A 15,763-nucleotide genomic window follows, 5' to 3' on the forward strand; every position below is an offset into this window, starting at 1 on the left:
TTGTTTTGCTTCATGTTGAAATCCCTCCAGCGGATGACACCTCACGGCCATTCCCCTTAGGCTTGTAGGCCGCAACACTTCACGTTGCGCCCAACCCAGCAAGGAACCGTCGATGGACCGCCTCACCGCCATGGAAACCTTCGTCCACGTCGTCGAAACCGGCTCGTTCTCCGCCGCCGCCAAGCGCCTGGGCATCGGCCAGCCAGCGGTGTCCAAAAGCATCGCGCAACTGGAGGCGCGCCTGGCGGTACGCTTGGTGATGCGCTCCACCCGGGGCCTGACGCCCACCGAAGCGGGCCTGGCGTTTTTCGAGAAGGCCAAGCGCGCCATCGAACAGGCCAACGACGCCGACGATGCCGCACGCGGTGCCGGTGCCGGGCTGTCGGGCAACCTGCGGATCAGTGCGGCGGTGACCTTCGCCCGCATGCACATCATTCCGCACCTGGGGCCCTTCCTGGAGCAGCATCCCGAGATGACGGTGGACGTTGTGCTCGACGACCGCAGCCTCAACCTGGTGGAAGAAGGCATCGATGTGGCCCTGCGCATGGGCAACCTGAGCGATTCGAGCCACACGGCGCGCAAGATCGGCGAATCGCCCTGCGTCATCCTGGGCACCCCGGCCTACTTCGCACGCTTCGGCGAACCTGCGACCCCGCAGGATTTGCTGCAACACCAGGCCATCATCTACACAAGGGTCGAAGGCTCGCACTGGAACTTCACCCGCGGCGACACGCAATTCCCCCTGGTCGCCCATGGCCGCGTGCGCGTCACGGCGGCGGAGGGGGTGCGCGCCGCCGTGTTGAGTCATTTGGGGTTGACCCTGTCGTCCACCTGGATGTTCGCCCCGGAGCTGGCCAGCGGCGAGGTCAAGACCGTGCTGGACGACTGGCATTTGCCCGCAAGGGACTTGTGGGCGGTATACCCCACCGGCCGCATGGCGAGCGCCAAGGCGCGGGCATTCGTGGAGTATGTGGAGCAGTTGTTAAAGCGCTGACGAGTCCAGGCAGCACAGCAACCGCTCGACCGTGTGCGCCAGCGGGCCGGAGTTATCCAGCACGAACAACCCTGCGCCATTGGCGGCGATCAGCGCTGCTGTAAACCGCGCATTGCGCGCCAGGCGCGCCTCGATATCCGCCAGCGACTCACGCCCCCGCGCGACCAGGCGTTGACGCAGCACCGCTTGATCGACCGTCAGCAGCAACACCAGCAAGGTGGGATAGCGCTCGCGGGTTTGCGCCAGATGTGCACGCGAGCCGTTGACCAGCACATCGTCCCCGGCTGCCAGCCAGTCATCGATTTCCCTGGGAATACCGTAGGACAGCCCGTTGGCGTGCCAACTCAAGGCAAACGCCCCGTTGGCGTCCATCGCGGCAAACTGCTCCGGACTCACCCCGTGGGCCGCCTCCCCCACCGCCTCGGCCGAACGTGTGATTACACGGCGCACAATGCGGCAACCGCGCTCGGCCAAGGATTGGCGCGCGGCATCCAACAAGCTGTCCTTGCCCGAACCGGATGGCCCGATGAGATAGATCAACCTGCCCGCCATCAAAACACCCTCTTCGCCTGTCGCCAGACGTATTGCACGACTGAAAGCCTTTCGCGGCGGCCACATTACCCGACTGTGCACTGCGGTGCATCACGTTCGGGGTAGCAATTCTTGGAGCCGGCTTGCAAGCGATGGTCGTCAATAATGACGTGGGCATTCAGGATGGCCGTGGTGGCTGGGCGTTTTTCCCTGGCAAGCCAGCGCCTACAGGGGGTTATGGCAGAGGTGTGGCGTACAGGCATTAAAAAGGCGACCCGCAGGTCGCCTGTTGTCATTGTGCGTAATGCTTGCTCAACCCCGGCGGTACGCCGTGTACGTCGGTGTCTTCCCATGGCCCGTTGGGGCTGATGGAGCGGCTCCAGCCGTTACTCCAGCGGTAGTAGGTGCGCTGGCGGTAGAAAGTGTCGGGCTGGTCGTCCAGCACGTATACCTGCATCTTGCCGTCCCAGTGGCTGGCCGCGCCTGGTGGCGGGGCGAAGGTGGGCGACGAGCTTGGCGGTGCTTTTGGCGGCGCTGTGACCGGGCCGGAAGGTCGGCTACCTGGCTGGGTCGATGGGGGAATGGTCGGGCCGCTCGGCGCGGCAGGTGGCCGGTGGACCGCACAAGCGCTCAGCCCCAGTACCAGGCTGAGCAGGGTGATGCGTGCAAGGGCGGTCATGGGCGTTTCCTCGAAGTTACTTGTCCGGACGGTCGATGGTCAGCTGCTGCAAGGCAGTCGTGGTGCTGGCCAGGGGTTGGCTGCGGCCGATCCACTCGCCAGCGGTCGGTCGACCGGCCCGGGATATGCGCGCAACCAGTTGGACTTCAGGGAAGTTGGACAGTTTCAACTGCGGCATCATCGCGTCGACATCGCCCAGTTCGACGGTGACGGGCAGCTCGGCAACGGTAACGCGTTTAGCCGCCAGCGGCGCCGGCGGGCCGTTCACGGCGCGGGCGAAGATGAACACGCTGTCGGTTGGCAGCGCCTGAGCCTTCACCTCGGCCGACAGGTCCACACGCACTTTCATCACCGCCTTCTGGGCCACGGTGCCACCGCTTTCTTTAATCTTCTCGGCGGCACGATCGATACCGCCTTGTAGCGCCACACGGGAGTTGTCTTCCGGTGGCAATTGGGCCAACAGACGGCTCCAGTAATCGATCGCGTCCTGATAACGCTGGCCCTCGAAGGCAGCGATACCAAGCAGGCCAAGGCTGGTGACTTCCTTCGGATCGAGCTTCAACGCCTCGTCGGTCAACGCCTGGACCTTGGGCGACCACTGTTTATTGTCAGCGAAATACTGCGCCTGGGCCCACTGGCCGAGCAGCTCCGGTTGGCGCCCGGCCAGGGCCACGGTGCGCTCGAAGATTCTGGCGGCGTCGGCGGAACGGTTCTGGGCCATGTAGGCACGGCCGAGGAAGTACAAGCCTTCCGCCGAATCCGGTTGAGCAGCGGCGGCGCGTTCCAGACGGCGGGTCATGTCTTCCATGGACACCGGCGGCTGGGAGAATTCGCGGGTCAGCTCGACCTTGTCGCTGGCGCCAAAGTGCAGGTACAGGCCCAGGCCCAGCACGGGGACCAGAATCGCAGCGAGCACTGGCAATGGCTTGCCCAGACGCGATTCGCGGGGCTTTTCCACGCCTTCGGTGTCGGCCAGCAATTCGCGCGCGGCTTCGGCACGGCCCGTGTCGAATTGTGCGGCATCAAGCACGCCCTCGCCCTGCTGCACTTGCAGTTCGGCCACGCGTTCTTGGTAGAGCGCCACGTTCAGCGCGGTGCGATCCTCTTCACGCTGGGCACGGCGGCCGCGCAATACGGGGATCAGCAGGAAACTCAGGGCAATCAGAAGCAGCAAGCCGGCTGCGAGCCAGAAATCAATCATCAGTCTTGGTGTCCAGCAATTGGTCGAGGCGTTTGCGCTCTTCGAGGGATAGTGCGTCGCTGCCATCGGTAGGTGCGGCGCGGCGACGGCGGACGATCATGACCATAACGACCACACCGGCCAGCAGCAGCCCGGCAGGGCCGAACCAGAGCAGCGCGGTCTTGCCGGTAAGGGCCGGCTTGTAGCGCACGAAATCACCGTAGCGGTCGACCATGAAATCGATGATCTGCTGGTTGTCCTTGCCCTCCCCCAACATGCGGAAGATCTCTTTGCGCAGGTCGGCGGCGATGGGGGCGTTGGAATCGGCGATGTCCTGGTTCTGACACTTAGGGCAACGCAGTTCCTTGGTCAGATCGCGAAAGCGCTCACGCTCGGCGTCGTTGGCGAATTCGTAGGTGTCGATGGCGGCGTGGGCGACGCCGGCCAATCCGAGGGCCAGGACCGCAGCGGCTAGCAGACGCTTCATGGCTTGGCCTCATCGACCAGGGCCTGGTACTTGGCGGCCAGTTGTTCGCGCCAGACCACTTCGTCGATCACGCCGACGTATTTGTCGCGGATCACACCCTTGGCATCGATAAAGAAGGTTTCCGGCGCGCCATAGACGCCGAGGTTCAACCCGAGGTTGCCATCTTCATCGCGGATATCCAGTTGGTAGGGGTTGTGGAATTCCGCCAGCCACTTCAAGGCCGCCGCGTTGTCGTCCTTGTAGTTGATGCCGTAGATCACCACGCCCTTCTCGGCCAGTTTGTTCAGCACCGGGTGTTCGACGCGGCAGGAGATGCACCAGGTCCCCCACACGTTGACCAGCGCCGGCTTGCCCTGCAGGTCGGCCTGGGTCAAGGTCTTGTCGCCCTGCACCGTCGGCAGCGAAAACGCCGGGAACGGCTTGCCGATCATCGCCGAGGGCAACTCGGCCGGGTCCAGGTACAAACCGCGATACAGGAACACCGCCACCACCAGAAATGCCGCCAGCGGCAACACCATCAACCAACGCTTCATACCACCGCTCCTTGCAAACCGAGCGCTTCACGCACCCGGCTCTTGACCTTGACCCGATAACGCCGGTCTAGCGCTGCGAGCAAACCACCAAAGCCGGTGAGCAACCCACCAAACCAGATCCAGCGCACGAACGGTTTGACATGCACCCGCACCGCCCAGGCGCCGTCGCCCAAGGGTTCACCCAGCGCCACATAGAGGTCGCGGGTGAAACCGGCGTCGATCCCGGCTTCGGTCATCATCGAGCTTTGTACGGTGTACAGACGTTTTTCCGGGTGCAGCACCGCCACTTCCTTGCCATTACGGACCACACGCACGGTGCCTTTGTCCGACGTGAAGTTCGGACCTTCGAAGTGTTTGGCACCGTCGAAAATGAAGTGATAACCGGCCAGGTCCATGGACTCGCCCGGGGCCAGGCGCAGGTCGCGCTCGGCGCTGTTCTGGCTGGACAACACCACGCCCAGGGCGCACACGGCGATGCCGATGTGGGCGATCTGCATGCCCCAGTAGCTGCGGGTCAGGCTCGGCAGGCCTTTGATCAGGCCTTTGTGACGGGTCTTGTCGAAGATGTCGCGCACGCCGGCCAGCAGTACCCAGGCAGCGAGCAGGAAGGTGGCGAGCACCGCCCAGTTGAAGTCGCCATAGGCGATCCCGGCGATCACCGCCAGGGCCACACTGCCCAGCAGCACCGGCATCAGCATGCCGGCCAGCCATTTCACCGGCGTGTCTTTCCAGCGCACCAGCACGCCGACGGCCATCACCACCATCAACAAGCCCATCAGCGGGATGAACAACGCGTTGAAGTACGGCGGGCCGACGGACAGCTTGGCGCCGCTCAGGGCATCCAGCACCAGAGGGTAGAGGGTGCCGAGCAGGATCATCGACGCGGCCACCACCAGCACCAGGTTGTTGCCCAGCAGCAGGGTTTCCCGCGACCACAGGTTGAAGCCGACCCGGCTCTTGACCACCGGCGCGCGCAGGGCAAACAGGGTCAGGGAACCACCGACCACGAACAGCAGGAAGATCAGGATGAATATGCCGCGCGCGGGATCCGACGCAAACGCGTGCACCGAAGTCAGCACGCCCGAACGCACGAGGAAAGTGCCAAGCAGGCTGAGGGAAAACGCCGCGATGGCCAGCAACACCGTCCAGCTTTTGAACACGCCACGTTTCTCGGTGACCGCCAGCGAGTGAATCAGCGCGGTGCCCACCAGCCAGGGCATGAACGAGGCGTTTTCCACCGGGTCCCAGAACCACCAGCCGCCCCAGCCGAGTTCGTAGTAGGCCCACCACGAGCCCAAGGTGATTCCAATGCCGAGGAACGCCCAGGCGACGATGGTCCAAGGCCGCGACCAACGCGCCCATGCCGCATCCAGGCGCCCGCCGAGCAAGGCGGCGATGGCGAAGGCAAAGGCCACGGAGAAACCCACATACCCCATGTACAGCATCGGCGGGTGCACGATCAGGCCGATGTCCTGCAGCAGCGGGTTGAGGTCGTGCCCGTCCGCCGGGATCTGCGGCAGGATGCGGCTGAACGGGTTGGAGGTCATGATCAGGAACGACAGGAAGCCGATGCTGATCAAGCCCATCACCGCCAACACCCGCGCCAGCATGACTTGCGGCAATTGGCGGGAGAAGATCGACACGGCAAAGGTCCAGCCGCCGAGGATCAACGCCCACAACAGCAGCGAGCCCTCATGGGCGCCCCACACGGCGCTGAACTTGTAGTACCAGGGCAAGGCGCTGTTGGAGTTATTCGCGACGTAGGCGACGGAAAAGTCGTCAGTCATGAAAGCGTAGGTCAGGCAACCAAACGCAAACAGCAGAAAGGCAAACTGGCCCCAGGCGGCCGGCTGCGCCAGGCTCATCCAAAGGCGGTCGCCGCGCCAGGCGCCGAGCAAGGGGAACACAGCCTGAACGATGGCCAGGCACAGGGCGAGGATCATCGCCAGCTGGCCCAGTTCCGGAATAAACAGTGCGGACGTCATCACTTAGCCCTCCTTTGCGGGGGTTGGCGCGGATTGGCCGCTGTCTTTGAGCGCCTTGGTGACTTCCGGCGGCATGTATTTCTCATCGTGCTTGGCCAGCACTTCATCGGCCACCACCACGCCGTCGGCGTTGAGCTTGCCCAGGGCGACGATGCCCTGGCCTTCGCGGAACAGGTCCGGGAGGATGCCGCGATAGGTGATGGTCACGGCCTTGTTGAAGTCGGTGACCACGAAGGTGACGTCCAGGGAATCGCTGGAGCGCTTCAGCGAACCCTTCTCCACCATGCCGCCGGCACGGATGCGCGTGTCCAGCGGGGCTTCGCCATTGGCGATCTGGGTCGGGGTATAGAACAGGTTGATGTTCTGCTGCAGGGCGCTCAAGGCCAGGGCCACGGCAATGCCGACGCCGGCCAGGATGGCAAGGATGATCAACAGACGCTTTCTACGCAGCGGATTCACTTTTCGGTCTCCCGGCGCAGACGACGCGCCTCTTGTTGCAGGTAACGCTTGCGGGCCAGGATCGGCATCGCAACGTTGAGGGCCAGCACGGCCAGGCAGATGCCATAGGCTGTCCAGACATACAGGCCGTGGTGGCCCATGGCGAGAAAATCACTGAAAGAAGCAAAACTCATCCACGCGCTCCCAGGCTGGTTTGCACTTCGGCCTTGACCCAACTGGCGCGGGCTTCACGCTTGAGCACTTCGAGGCGCATGCGCATCAGCAGCACGGCGCCGAAGAAACAGTAGAACCCCAGCACCATCAGCAGCAGCGGCGCCCACATTTCCACGGGCATCGCCGGCTTTTCGGTGAGGGTGAAGGTGGCGCCCTGGTGCAGGGTGTTCCACCACTCCACCGAGTATTTGATGATCGGAATGTTGATCACGCCGACAATCGCCAGCACCGCGCAGGCCTTGGCGGCGCTGTCACGATTGCTGATCGCGTTGCCCAGGGCAATCAGACCGAAGTACAGAAACAGCAGGATCAACATGGACGTTAGTCGCGCATCCCACACCCACCACGAGCCCCAGGTGGGTTTGCCCCAGATCGCACCGGTGACCAGCGCCACGGCGGTCATCCACGCCCCGATGGGCGCGGCGCATTGCAGGGCCACGTCCGCCAGCTTCATCTTCCACACCAGGCCGACGACGCCACACACGGCCAGCATCACGTAGCAGGACTGGGCCAGCATCGCGGCGGGAACGTGGATGTAGATGATGCGAAAGCTGTTGCCTTGCTGATAGTCCGGCGGCGCAAAGGCCAGGCCCCAGACCAGGCCGATGCCGATCAGCAGCACGGCGAAGAGGCTCAACCACGGCAGCAGCTTGCCACTGATGCCGTAAAACCATTTGGGCGAGCCGAGCTTGTGAAACCAGGTCCAGTTCATTGCTGTTTCCGTCACGGTTGCTTCTCGTCTTGGCAAGAAGCTTAGGGTCTTTACTGACCGGGGCATAACGCCCGGTCAGACCTCATTATTCGCCGACGCTGATCTTCAGGCCGGCCGCTATAGCAAAGGGTGTCAGGGTTACCGCCAGGGCGGTCAGGCTACCCAGCCACAGGAGGTAACCGGTCGCCGGCATGCCCATGAGCGCGGCTTGCAGAGCGCCGCTGCCCAGGATCAACACCGGGATATACAAAGGCAGAATCAACAGCGCCAGCAACAGGCCGCCGCGCTTCAAACCCACGGTCAGCGCCGCGCCCACTGCGCCCAACAGGCTGAGGACCGGCGTGCCGAGCAACAGGCTCAGGAGCAGAATCGGCAGGCATTCGCTGGGCAGCCCCAGCATCATCGCCAACAGCGGCGAAAGCAAGACCAGCGCCAGACCGGAAAACGCCCAGTGTGCCAGTACCTTGGCCAACACCAGAAGTGGCAGGGGGTGCGACGAAAGGACCCACTGTTCCAGGGAACCGTCTTCGAAATCACTGCGAAACAGCCCGTCCAGCGAGAGCAGGACGGACAAAAGTGCCGCAACCCAGACCAGTCCCGGAGACAAGGTTTGCAACAGTTTAGTTTCCGGGCCGACCGCCAGCGGGAACAGCGCGATCACGATGGCGAAAAATACCAAGGGATTGGCCAACTCAGCCGGTCGGCGGCACAGCAGACGCGCTTCACGGGCGACCAGCAGGGCGAACACACTCATGCCGACCACCGTCCCAGGTCCAGGTCGCGGTAACCGACAGGCAGGCGCGTCAGGCTGTGGTGGGTGGTGAGGATCACCAGGCCACCCTGCTCGCAGTGCTGCGCCAAGTGTTCTTCCAATTGGGCAACGCCTTGTTTATCGAGAGCGGTGAAGGGTTCGTCGAGAATCCACAGCGGCGGCCCCGGCAGGTACAGGCGCGCCAAAGCCACACGGCGCTGCTGGCCGGCGGACAAGGTGTGACAGGGAACATCTTCGAAACCCTTGAGGCCAACGGCGGCCAGGGCCTGCCAGATGGCATCGCGGGAAGCGGGATGATGCAGGGCGCTGAGCCAGCTGAGGTTTTCTTCGGCGGTCAGCACGTCCTTGATCCCGGCAGCGTGGCCGATCCAGACCAGGTTGCGGGCAAGCGTGGTGCGTTGTTCGTTGAGGGGCTTGCTGTTGAGGCGCACTTCGCCGGCCGTCGGCTGCATCAACCCGGCCAACAGGCGCAGCAAGCTGGTCTTGCCGCTGCCGTTGGGGCCGCTGATCTGCACCATGTCGCCACTGGCCAGCCGCAGTTCGAGGTGCTCGAACAGCAGGCGCAAGTCGCGTTCACAGGAGAGCGCTACGGCTTCAAGAAGGGGGCTGGTCAAGAGATCGCGGGCCTTTACGGTTCAAGTCGGCGGTGCAGTGGCCGTTAAAGAGAGGTGCACAATAACGGCTTTGGCGACCGAGTTTAGAGAGCTGGATCAAATAGTTGTGAGGTTTTTACCGCTCTCTTTGCAGACGGGCGGCATTATACATGCGATGCCCTACTCTAAAGAGGGCAATTTCCCAAGAGACGGCGCGCGCGATGACCGGTGAGATCAACCTTCCTACGCTTCCTTCCACTCCGGCTGCCGGGCAAAGCCCCGCGCCGGCGACGGGAGCATTGCTGAAACTGCTGGAGCCGCAGATCGGGCTGATCGACCCGGGAAAAACCGCGAACGCCGAAGTGATCGCCCTCAAACAGGGCGGTGATGCCTTTCAGTTGCTGCTCAAGTTGACCCTCGACGGTGGTCGCCAGACCCTGGTGCAAGCCAGCAGCCCCCAGCCGTTGCCGCTCGGCAGCAATGTGGCGGTGAGCCAGACCCCGACGGGTAACCTGACCCTCAGCCTGCAGCAGGCCTTGAGCGCCAACGTCGCCGCCCTGACGCGCATCGACACCACACAAATGCCCGAAGGCACGCTGTTGCAGGCCAAGGTGCTGACCACGCAGATGCTGCCCCAAGGCACCACGCAGCCGGCGATCTACCGTTCGCTGGTGACCGTGCTCAATAACGCCATGGCCGGCGCCACCCTGACCGTGGAGAGCCCGCAACCGTTGCGGGTCGGCAGCTTGCTCAGCGCCGTGGTGCAGAACGCGCAAACCCTGAACTTTGTGCCGCTGAGCGGGCTCAAGGATCAGTTGGCCATTACCCAACAACTCTCCACCCAGCAAAGTCGCCAAGGCTCGCTGGATGCGGTCTTCAGCGCACTGCAAGACCTGCCCAGCGACGACACGACATCGACCGACCTGCGCGCGGCCGCCGACCGTTTACTGGCCGCCCTGCCCGACCTGGCGCAAGTCAGCAATCCCAAGGTGCTGGCGCAGGTGATCCAGAACAGCGGCGCGTTTCTGGAAGCCAAACTGCTTGCCGGGCAAAACCCGCAAGTCCCGCCGTTGGACATGAAGGGCGCCCTGTTGCGCCTGGTCGCGGACTTATTGCCCGCCCTGCCCGCCAGCACCAATATGAATGCCGTCCTCGCCGCCAATACCCTGGCCCAGGTGCTGCCGAACTTTGTACGCAGCCCATTGGGAACCCTGGGGCAAATCGGCGCCCGACAGGCACCCGTCGGCTTCCCGCTGCCCGAGCGGCTGATGGCGAAACTGGAAGGCGAAGGCGACCTGGAAAACCTGCTGCGCCTGGCCGCCGGGGCGATTTCGCGCTTGCAGAGCCACCAGCTGTCGAGCCTGGAACAGACCGGTACCACCGCCGACGGTCGCCTGCAAACCACCTGGCAACTGGAAATCCCCATGCGCACCTTGCAAGACATCGTGCCGTTGCAAGTCAAGTTCCAGCGCGAAGAACCAGCGCCGGACAAGGACGAACCCGACCGCAAAGACAGGAAAGACCCCAAACACATGCTGTGGCGCGTCGAACTGGCTTTCGACATGGAGCCGCTGGGTCCCTTGCAGGTCCAGGCGCAACTGACCCAGGGCAAACTGTCCAGCCAGTTGTGGGCGACGCGGCCTTACACCGCCAGTTTGATCGAAAGCCATTTGGGCACCTTGCGCGAGCGCCTGGTGACCTCGGGTCTCAACGTTGGCGACCTGGATTGTCACCTTGGCACGCCACCGCGCGGGCCGAAAACCGGACTGGAACATCGCTGGGTGGATGAAACCGCATGAAGAACGCTACCCCACCGCGCCAGGCGATTGCCCTCAAGTACGACGGCCAGCAAGCGCCGACCCTGACCGCCAAGGGCGACGATGCCCTGGCCGAAGCGATCCTGAAACTGGCACGGGAAAACGAAGTGCCCATCTATGAAAACGCCGAACTGGTGAAGCTGCTGGCGCGCATGGAATTGGGCGACAGCATCCCCGAGGAGTTGTACCGCACCATCGCCGAGATCATTGCGTTTGCATGGACATTGAAGGGCAAGTTCCCGGTGGGGTACGACCCGGATGCGGGGCCGGTGGAGCGGGATGTGACTGAACGCGGCGAGGATTACTGAAGACCCCAACCATGAAAAGCAGGCAAGTCCAGTGACAAGCCCGCTGCCACAGGGGAGGTCAATTCAGAACTTCACTCAACGGAATGAAGTTGACGCGATCCCCCACCTCCAACGTCGTCCCCTCCAACACCTCTACAAACCCCTCCGCCCACGCCGCGCTGCGCAGGACGCCGGAGCTCTGGTTGCGGTAGATGATCGCCTTGCCCTGTTCGAGGCGCCCGCGCAGGTATTCGCGGCGGTTGCCCGGCTTGGGCCAGGTGAACCCCACCGGCACTTCAAAACGCAGCGGTGCCACATCTGTCACGCCCTGGCGGCGCAGCAGGTACGGCCGCGCCAACAAGGCGAAAGTCACCAGTGTCGAGGCCGGGTTGCCGGGCAGGCCAATCACCGGCACGCCACGGAAATGGCCAAATGTCAGCGGTTTACCGGGTTTGATCGCCAGCTTCCACAAGGCCAGTTCGCCCTCTTCGCGCAAGGCAATGCCGAGAAAATCCGCCTCCCCCACCGACACACCGCCGGTGGACAGGATCAGGTCGACCGCGCCCAGGCCCGCCAGGCGGTCACGGGTGTGTTCCAGGTCATCCGGCAGAATGCCCGCATCGATCACTTCACAGCCCAGGCGCGTCAACCAACTGCACAGCACACGACGGTTGCTGTTGTAGATCTGCCCCGGCCCCAGCGGCAAACCGGGTTCGATCAACTCGTCGCCGGTGGACAGCACGGCCACGCGCACGCGGCGGATCACGTCGAGGCAGTCACGGCCGAGGGACGCGGCCAGGCCCAGTTCGATCGGGCCCAGGCGCGTGCCGGCTGGCAGCACCCGTTCGCCGACCGTGGTCTCCTGGCCTTGGGGGCGGATGTTCTGGTCGAGCTGCAAAGGTTCGGTAAAACTCACGCGCTCGTCGGCGTGGACCACGGCGTTTTCCTGCATCTCTACGCAGTCCGCGCCTTCGGGCACCGGCGCCCCGGTGAAGATCCGCGCGCAGGTACCGGCGGCCAACGGCTGTGGCGCCTGGCCCGCGAAGATGCGCTGGCTGACCACCAAGGGCTCGCCCGTCCAATCCGCACGCCGCATGGCGTAACCGTCCATGGCGCTGTTGGGCCAGGGCGGCAGGTCGAGGGTGGAGATCAAGTCCTGTGCCAATACGCGGCCATCGCACGCGGCCAGGGCCAATCGTTCCTGTTCACGGATCGGCGCCGCGGCGGCCATGTCCAGCAGTCGCTCCAGCGCGTCCTCCACCGGCATCAACGGGCCGCCCTTGCCAGGCTTACCCACGGGATTCACAGGGTTCGGCCTGTTTCAGATGCGGTACGAAGTTGCACGGGCGGTGACGGTTATCCAGCTGTTCGGCGAGGATGCCGTCCCAGCCGGTACGCACCGCATTGGTGGAGCCCGGCAGGCAGCACACCAGGGTGCCGTTGGCCAGGCCGGCCAGGGCACGGGACTGCACGGTGGAGGTGCCGATATCGGCCACGGAAATCTGGCGGAACAGTTCGCCAAAGCCGTCGACCTGTTTATCCAACAGGCAGCTCACCGCTTCCGGCGTGCTGTCGCGGCCGGTAAAACCGGTGCCGCCGGTGATCAACACCACTTGCACCACGTCCTCGGCGATCCAGTGGGCGACCTGGGCGCGGATCTTGTAGAGGTCATCCTTGAGCAGCACGCGCTCGGCGAGGTGGTGGCCGGCGGCGGTGAGGCGGTCGACGAAGACCTGGCCCGAGGTGTCGGTGTCCAGGGTGCGGGTGTCGCTGACGGTCAATACAGCGATGTTCAGGGGTACGAAGGGCGCATCAGCCTTGGCTTTCATGGCACGGTCCGGTTGTCGAAGGAACAGCCCAGTGTTATATCACAGGGCCCTGTTTACCTGCCCACGCGGAACCCACATGCCACTCGACTCGCTGCCCCTGCCCTGCTCGATCCTGCTGTTGGCCGGTGGCCGTGGCCAGCGTATGGGGGGGCAGGACAAAGGCTTGCTGGAGTGGCATGGTCGGCCCCTGATCGAACACTTGCAGCGCCTGGTGCGCCCGTTGACCGATGAGCTGCTCATCTCGTGCAACCGCAACCACGATCGCTACGCGCCCTACGCCGACCATCTGGTGAGCGACGACAGCCCGGACTTCCCCGGGCCACTCGCCGGTATTCGCGCCGGGTTGGCCGCCGCACACAATGAGCACCTGCTGGTATTGCCGTGTGATGTGCCGAACATCGACGTTCGATTACTTACCGACCTGCGTAAGACGGCGCAGCGCAATCCGCGGTTGCCGGTGATGGTGCGTCACGGCGAATTCTGGGAACCCTTGATCTGTATCATCCCCGCCTACCTGCGAACCGAGGTAGAACACGCTTGGCACGCTGGCGAACGCAGTCCGCGCAAGATCTTGCTGCAGCTCGGCAGTGTGGGCCTGGAATGCCCGGCAGATGACCCTCGTCTGGCCAACCTGAATACGCCAGCGCTGTTACAGCCAAGGTCTGACGTGTCAGAATGAACTTTCGTACAAGGAACTTTGGCGACGTCTTACACGTCACAGGGTCAGCAACTAAAAAGAATTCTCTTGGAGACACACTCATGACTCAACGGACCATCGCCGCTCTCATGCTTGCACTGGGCCTGGCCACCCTCGCCGGTTGCGCTTCGCCAACAGTGATCACCCTGAATGACGGTCGTGAAATCCAGGCCGTCGACACCCCGAAATACAACGAAGCCTCGGGTTTCTACGAATTCGAACAGCTTGACGGCAAACGCACCCGCATCAACAAAGATCAGGTTCGCACCGTTAAAGACCTGTAAGCCTCAGGCGCTTGCACCAAGGCCCGCCTCGCGCGGGCCTTGTCGTTTCCGGGGATTACCAGTCGAGGGTGATTCGGCTGCGGAAATTGCGTTCCTCAGCACTGACCGGGTCGATGAAACGCACGCCCTGGGCCAGCAGTTTCAAGGGGTTGGCGTAGTCGTCCACGGCGTCCTTGATCACATCGGGGTAGAACGGGTCGTTACAGATACTCGCGCCGAGCGCCGTCATGTGAACCCGTAGCTGATGCTTTTTGCCGGTCACGGGGAACAGGCCATAGCGCCATAAATCGCCATGCTTCTCGCGCACTTCCACGGCGGTTTCGGTGTTGCTGGCACCGGGGCCTTCCTGCATGCGGAAGAAGGGTTCACCGTCCACCAGGCGGCTTTTATGCACCATCGGAAAAGTCAGGTTCGGCAAGGCCGGGGCAATGGCTTCGTAGAATTTGTCGATCCGACGTGTAGGAAACAACTGTTGATAAGCTGCGCGACTGGCCGGGTTGGCTGAGAACAGCACCAACCCTGCGGTATGCCGGTCGATGCGATGCAAGGGCACCAGGGACGGGTTGTCCAGGCGACGGATCAGACGGCGCAACAGGGTTTGCTCAACGTACTCACCGGCGGGGGTCACGGGCAGGAAGTGAGGCTTGTCGGCGACCACCAGATGCTCGTCGGCGTACAGGATGGTTTCCTGCACGGGGATTACCTTCTCGTTGGGCACTTCGCGAAAGTAATAGATGCAAAGACCTTCCCTGTAGGCCAGGTCCAGGTGGATCGGGCTGCCGTTGATATCCAGCACCCGACCGCGGGCGATGCGGTCCAGCCACTGTTCACGACCAATGGCCGGGAAGTGCTCGCACAGGCACTCCAGCACTGTCGCCCAACGGCCGGGTGGCAGGTACAGGGTGCTGGCTTGGTGCTGGGACGCGGAGAAAGCAGAAGTGGACATGAACATGCTCGAAGCCTGGAAAAACAGGCGGGCATTATCCCGCATGGAGCGGGATTGAGCCTAGGGCGGATCTCAGGCCTTGGCCAACTCCGCGCGCAGGATCGGCGATGCACTGGCGGCCTCGGTGAATTCCTTGAGCCAGCGCAGCACGTCCACCGCTTCCCAGCGGCCGGGATCGTAAAGCGCATATAACAAGCCCTGGTACCCGACCACATCCAACTGCTTGTGGTAGCCGGCGCGCTGGAACAACGCCTCGATCTCCGCAAAGCAGGTGTTGAAATGCACTTTGTTAAACGGCGTCTTGCCTTCCGTGACCAGGCCGTCGAGGCGCAGCTCGTTCACAGCATCGCGCACGACGTCGGCGGACATGCGATTGACGCTGCTTTTCAGTTGTTCAACATTCACCACGGGCGTTCCCTCTATTCAATCGCTGTACAAGCGTACAGTAACTCAATATCTGGAAACCCGCCATCGTCCAAACGCTAAAGCAGGAAGGCAACCACCTGCTCAGTGTCGAACGGCCAACCGAGTTCAGCGCCCGTATCCAGCCGGCGCAGCACCGGAATCCTTAGGCCGTAGGCGTCGACCAGGGCTTCTGAATCGGCGATATCGATCAACTCGACCATCAACCCATGTTCGACCAACGGCATGATTTCCTCTTCGGCGAGTTCGCACAGATGGCACCCCAGCGTGGTAAACAACTGGCATTCAGGAGGCATGACGAAAGGACCTGCTCAGAAGTAGGCCATCATTCTAAGCCCGCTG

Annotated in this window: 21 protein-coding genes; 5 read left to right on the top strand and 16 right to left on the bottom strand. The window is 63.2% G+C overall.

The genetic code is table 11. From position 1 onward, the window contains the following. Positions 1–112: 112 nt before the first annotated feature. Positions 113–994 carry a LysR family transcriptional regulator gene (locus BLR63_RS13480; RefSeq protein ID WP_010565017.1) on the top strand — a complete coding sequence of 294 codons (882 nt, stop codon included), beginning with the start codon at positions 113–115 and terminating at the stop codon, positions 992–994. Here the strand turns inward: BLR63_RS13480 and phnN are convergent. The 11 genes from phnN to ccmA all read right to left on the bottom strand — a co-directional run bounded on the left by phnN (position 983) and on the right by ccmA (position 9,159). Continuing rightward, positions 983–1,546 carry a phosphonate metabolism protein/1,5-bisphosphokinase (PRPP-forming) PhnN gene (phnN, locus tag BLR63_RS13485; RefSeq protein WP_010565018.1) on the bottom strand — a complete coding sequence of 188 codons (564 nt, stop codon included), beginning with the start codon at positions 1,544–1,546 and terminating at the stop codon, positions 983–985. The two genes, BLR63_RS13480 and phnN, sit on opposite strands and share 12 nt — an antisense overlap. 271 nt (positions 1,547–1,817) lie before the next feature. Then, the gene (locus tag BLR63_RS13490; protein ID WP_010565019.1) at positions 1,818–2,204 is read right to left on the bottom strand and encodes a hypothetical protein; all 387 of its coding nucleotides are present in this window, start codon (positions 2,202–2,204) and stop codon (positions 1,818–1,820) included. Positions 2,205–2,220: 16 nt separating this feature from the next. Further along, positions 2,221–3,405, bottom strand: a complete 1,185-nt coding sequence (gene ccmI, locus BLR63_RS13495) for a c-type cytochrome biogenesis protein CcmI (protein ID WP_010565020.1) — start codon at positions 3,403–3,405, stop codon at positions 2,221–2,223. After that, on the bottom strand, positions 3,398–3,871 hold the full coding sequence (locus tag BLR63_RS13500) for a cytochrome c-type biogenesis protein (protein WP_010565021.1): 474 nt from the start codon (positions 3,869–3,871) through the stop codon (positions 3,398–3,400). The genes ccmI and BLR63_RS13500 overlap by 8 nt, the downstream gene beginning before the upstream one ends. Continuing rightward, the gene (locus BLR63_RS13505; protein ID WP_010565022.1) at positions 3,868–4,404 is read right to left on the bottom strand and encodes a DsbE family thiol:disulfide interchange protein; all 537 of its coding nucleotides are present in this window, start codon (positions 4,402–4,404) and stop codon (positions 3,868–3,870) included. Before BLR63_RS13505 ends, BLR63_RS13500 begins: the two co-directional genes overlap by 4 nt. Beyond that, on the bottom strand, positions 4,401–6,389 hold the full coding sequence (locus BLR63_RS13510; RefSeq protein WP_010565023.1) for a heme lyase CcmF/NrfE family subunit: 1,989 nt from the start codon (positions 6,387–6,389) through the stop codon (positions 4,401–4,403). Before BLR63_RS13510 ends, BLR63_RS13505 begins: the two co-directional genes overlap by 4 nt. A gap of 3 nt (positions 6,390–6,392) precedes the next feature. Further along, positions 6,393–6,848, bottom strand: coding sequence for a cytochrome c maturation protein CcmE (gene ccmE / locus BLR63_RS13515; protein ID WP_010565024.1), 456 nt, complete (start codon positions 6,846–6,848; stop codon positions 6,393–6,395). Continuing rightward, positions 6,845–7,021 (bottom strand): heme exporter protein CcmD, encoded by a 177-nt coding sequence (gene ccmD, locus BLR63_RS13520; RefSeq protein WP_010565025.1) that lies wholly within the window; start codon positions 7,019–7,021, stop codon positions 6,845–6,847. The genes ccmE and ccmD overlap by 4 nt, the downstream gene beginning before the upstream one ends. After that, a complete protein-coding gene (locus tag BLR63_RS13525; RefSeq protein ID WP_010565026.1) occupies positions 7,018–7,773 on the bottom strand; it encodes a heme ABC transporter permease in 756 nt (251 codons plus the stop codon). The genes ccmD and BLR63_RS13525 overlap by 4 nt, the downstream gene beginning before the upstream one ends. A gap of 85 nt (positions 7,774–7,858) precedes the next feature. Then, entirely contained in the window at positions 7,859–8,527 is a 669-nt protein-coding gene (gene ccmB, locus BLR63_RS13530) for a heme exporter protein CcmB (protein WP_003172769.1), read from the bottom strand. Continuing rightward, complete coding sequence (gene ccmA, locus BLR63_RS13535) at positions 8,524–9,159, bottom strand: cytochrome c biogenesis heme-transporting ATPase CcmA (RefSeq protein ID WP_010565027.1); 636 nt, start codon at positions 9,157–9,159, stop codon at positions 8,524–8,526. The genes ccmB and ccmA overlap by 4 nt, the downstream gene beginning before the upstream one ends. Before the next feature lie 200 nt (positions 9,160–9,359). Here ccmA and fliK point away from each other — a divergent pair, with 200 nt between their 5' ends. Together fliK and BLR63_RS13545 are read left to right on the top strand one after the other, a co-directional pair. Further along, entirely contained in the window at positions 9,360–10,937 is a 1,578-nt protein-coding gene (fliK, locus tag BLR63_RS13540) for a flagellar hook-length control protein FliK (RefSeq protein WP_042946835.1), read from the top strand. Beyond that, entirely contained in the window at positions 10,934–11,263 is a 330-nt protein-coding gene (locus BLR63_RS13545) for an EscU/YscU/HrcU family type III secretion system export apparatus switch protein (protein WP_010565029.1), read from the top strand. The genes fliK and BLR63_RS13545 overlap by 4 nt, the downstream gene beginning before the upstream one ends. A 58-nt stretch (positions 11,264–11,321) precedes the next feature. On the opposite strand, the gene BLR63_RS13550 is transcribed toward BLR63_RS13545, so the two are convergent. Both BLR63_RS13550 and moaB read right to left on the bottom strand, forming a co-directional pair. After that, positions 11,322–12,548 (bottom strand): molybdopterin molybdotransferase MoeA, encoded by a 1,227-nt coding sequence (locus BLR63_RS13550; RefSeq protein ID WP_042946836.1) that lies wholly within the window; start codon positions 12,546–12,548, stop codon positions 11,322–11,324. Next, entirely contained in the window at positions 12,532–13,071 is a 540-nt protein-coding gene (gene moaB / locus BLR63_RS13555; protein ID WP_010211803.1) for a molybdenum cofactor biosynthesis protein B, read from the bottom strand. Before moaB ends, BLR63_RS13550 begins: the two co-directional genes overlap by 17 nt. Positions 13,072–13,147: 76 nt before the next feature. On the opposite strand from moaB, the gene mobA reads away from it, so the two are divergent. Together mobA and BLR63_RS13565 are read left to right on the top strand one after the other, a co-directional pair. Further along, positions 13,148–13,750 (top strand): molybdenum cofactor guanylyltransferase MobA, encoded by a 603-nt coding sequence (mobA, locus tag BLR63_RS13560; protein WP_010565031.1) that lies wholly within the window; start codon positions 13,148–13,150, stop codon positions 13,748–13,750. Between the two features lie 80 nt (positions 13,751–13,830). Beyond that, complete coding sequence (locus BLR63_RS13565) at positions 13,831–14,052, top strand: YgdI/YgdR family lipoprotein (RefSeq protein ID WP_010565032.1); 222 nt, start codon at positions 13,831–13,833, stop codon at positions 14,050–14,052. Positions 14,053–14,107: 55 nt separating this feature from the next. Here the strand turns inward: BLR63_RS13565 and BLR63_RS13570 are convergent, their stop codons facing one another. The 3 genes from BLR63_RS13570 to BLR63_RS13580 form a co-directional block, all read right to left on the bottom strand. Then, positions 14,108–14,998, bottom strand: coding sequence for a pseudouridine synthase (locus BLR63_RS13570; protein ID WP_010565033.1), 891 nt, complete (start codon positions 14,996–14,998; stop codon positions 14,108–14,110). A 72-nt stretch (positions 14,999–15,070) separates the two neighbouring features. Further along, positions 15,071–15,406, bottom strand: coding sequence for a hypothetical protein (locus tag BLR63_RS13575; protein ID WP_010565034.1), 336 nt, complete (start codon positions 15,404–15,406; stop codon positions 15,071–15,073). 74 nt (positions 15,407–15,480) lie between these two features. Further along, positions 15,481–15,717, bottom strand: coding sequence for a glutaredoxin family protein (locus tag BLR63_RS13580; RefSeq protein WP_010565035.1), 237 nt, complete (start codon positions 15,715–15,717; stop codon positions 15,481–15,483). Positions 15,718–15,763 lie beyond the last annotated feature (46 nt).

The organism is Pseudomonas extremaustralis, assembly GCF_900102035.1.
Lineage (GTDB): Bacteria > Pseudomonadota > Gammaproteobacteria > Pseudomonadales > Pseudomonadaceae > Aquipseudomonas > Aquipseudomonas extremaustralis.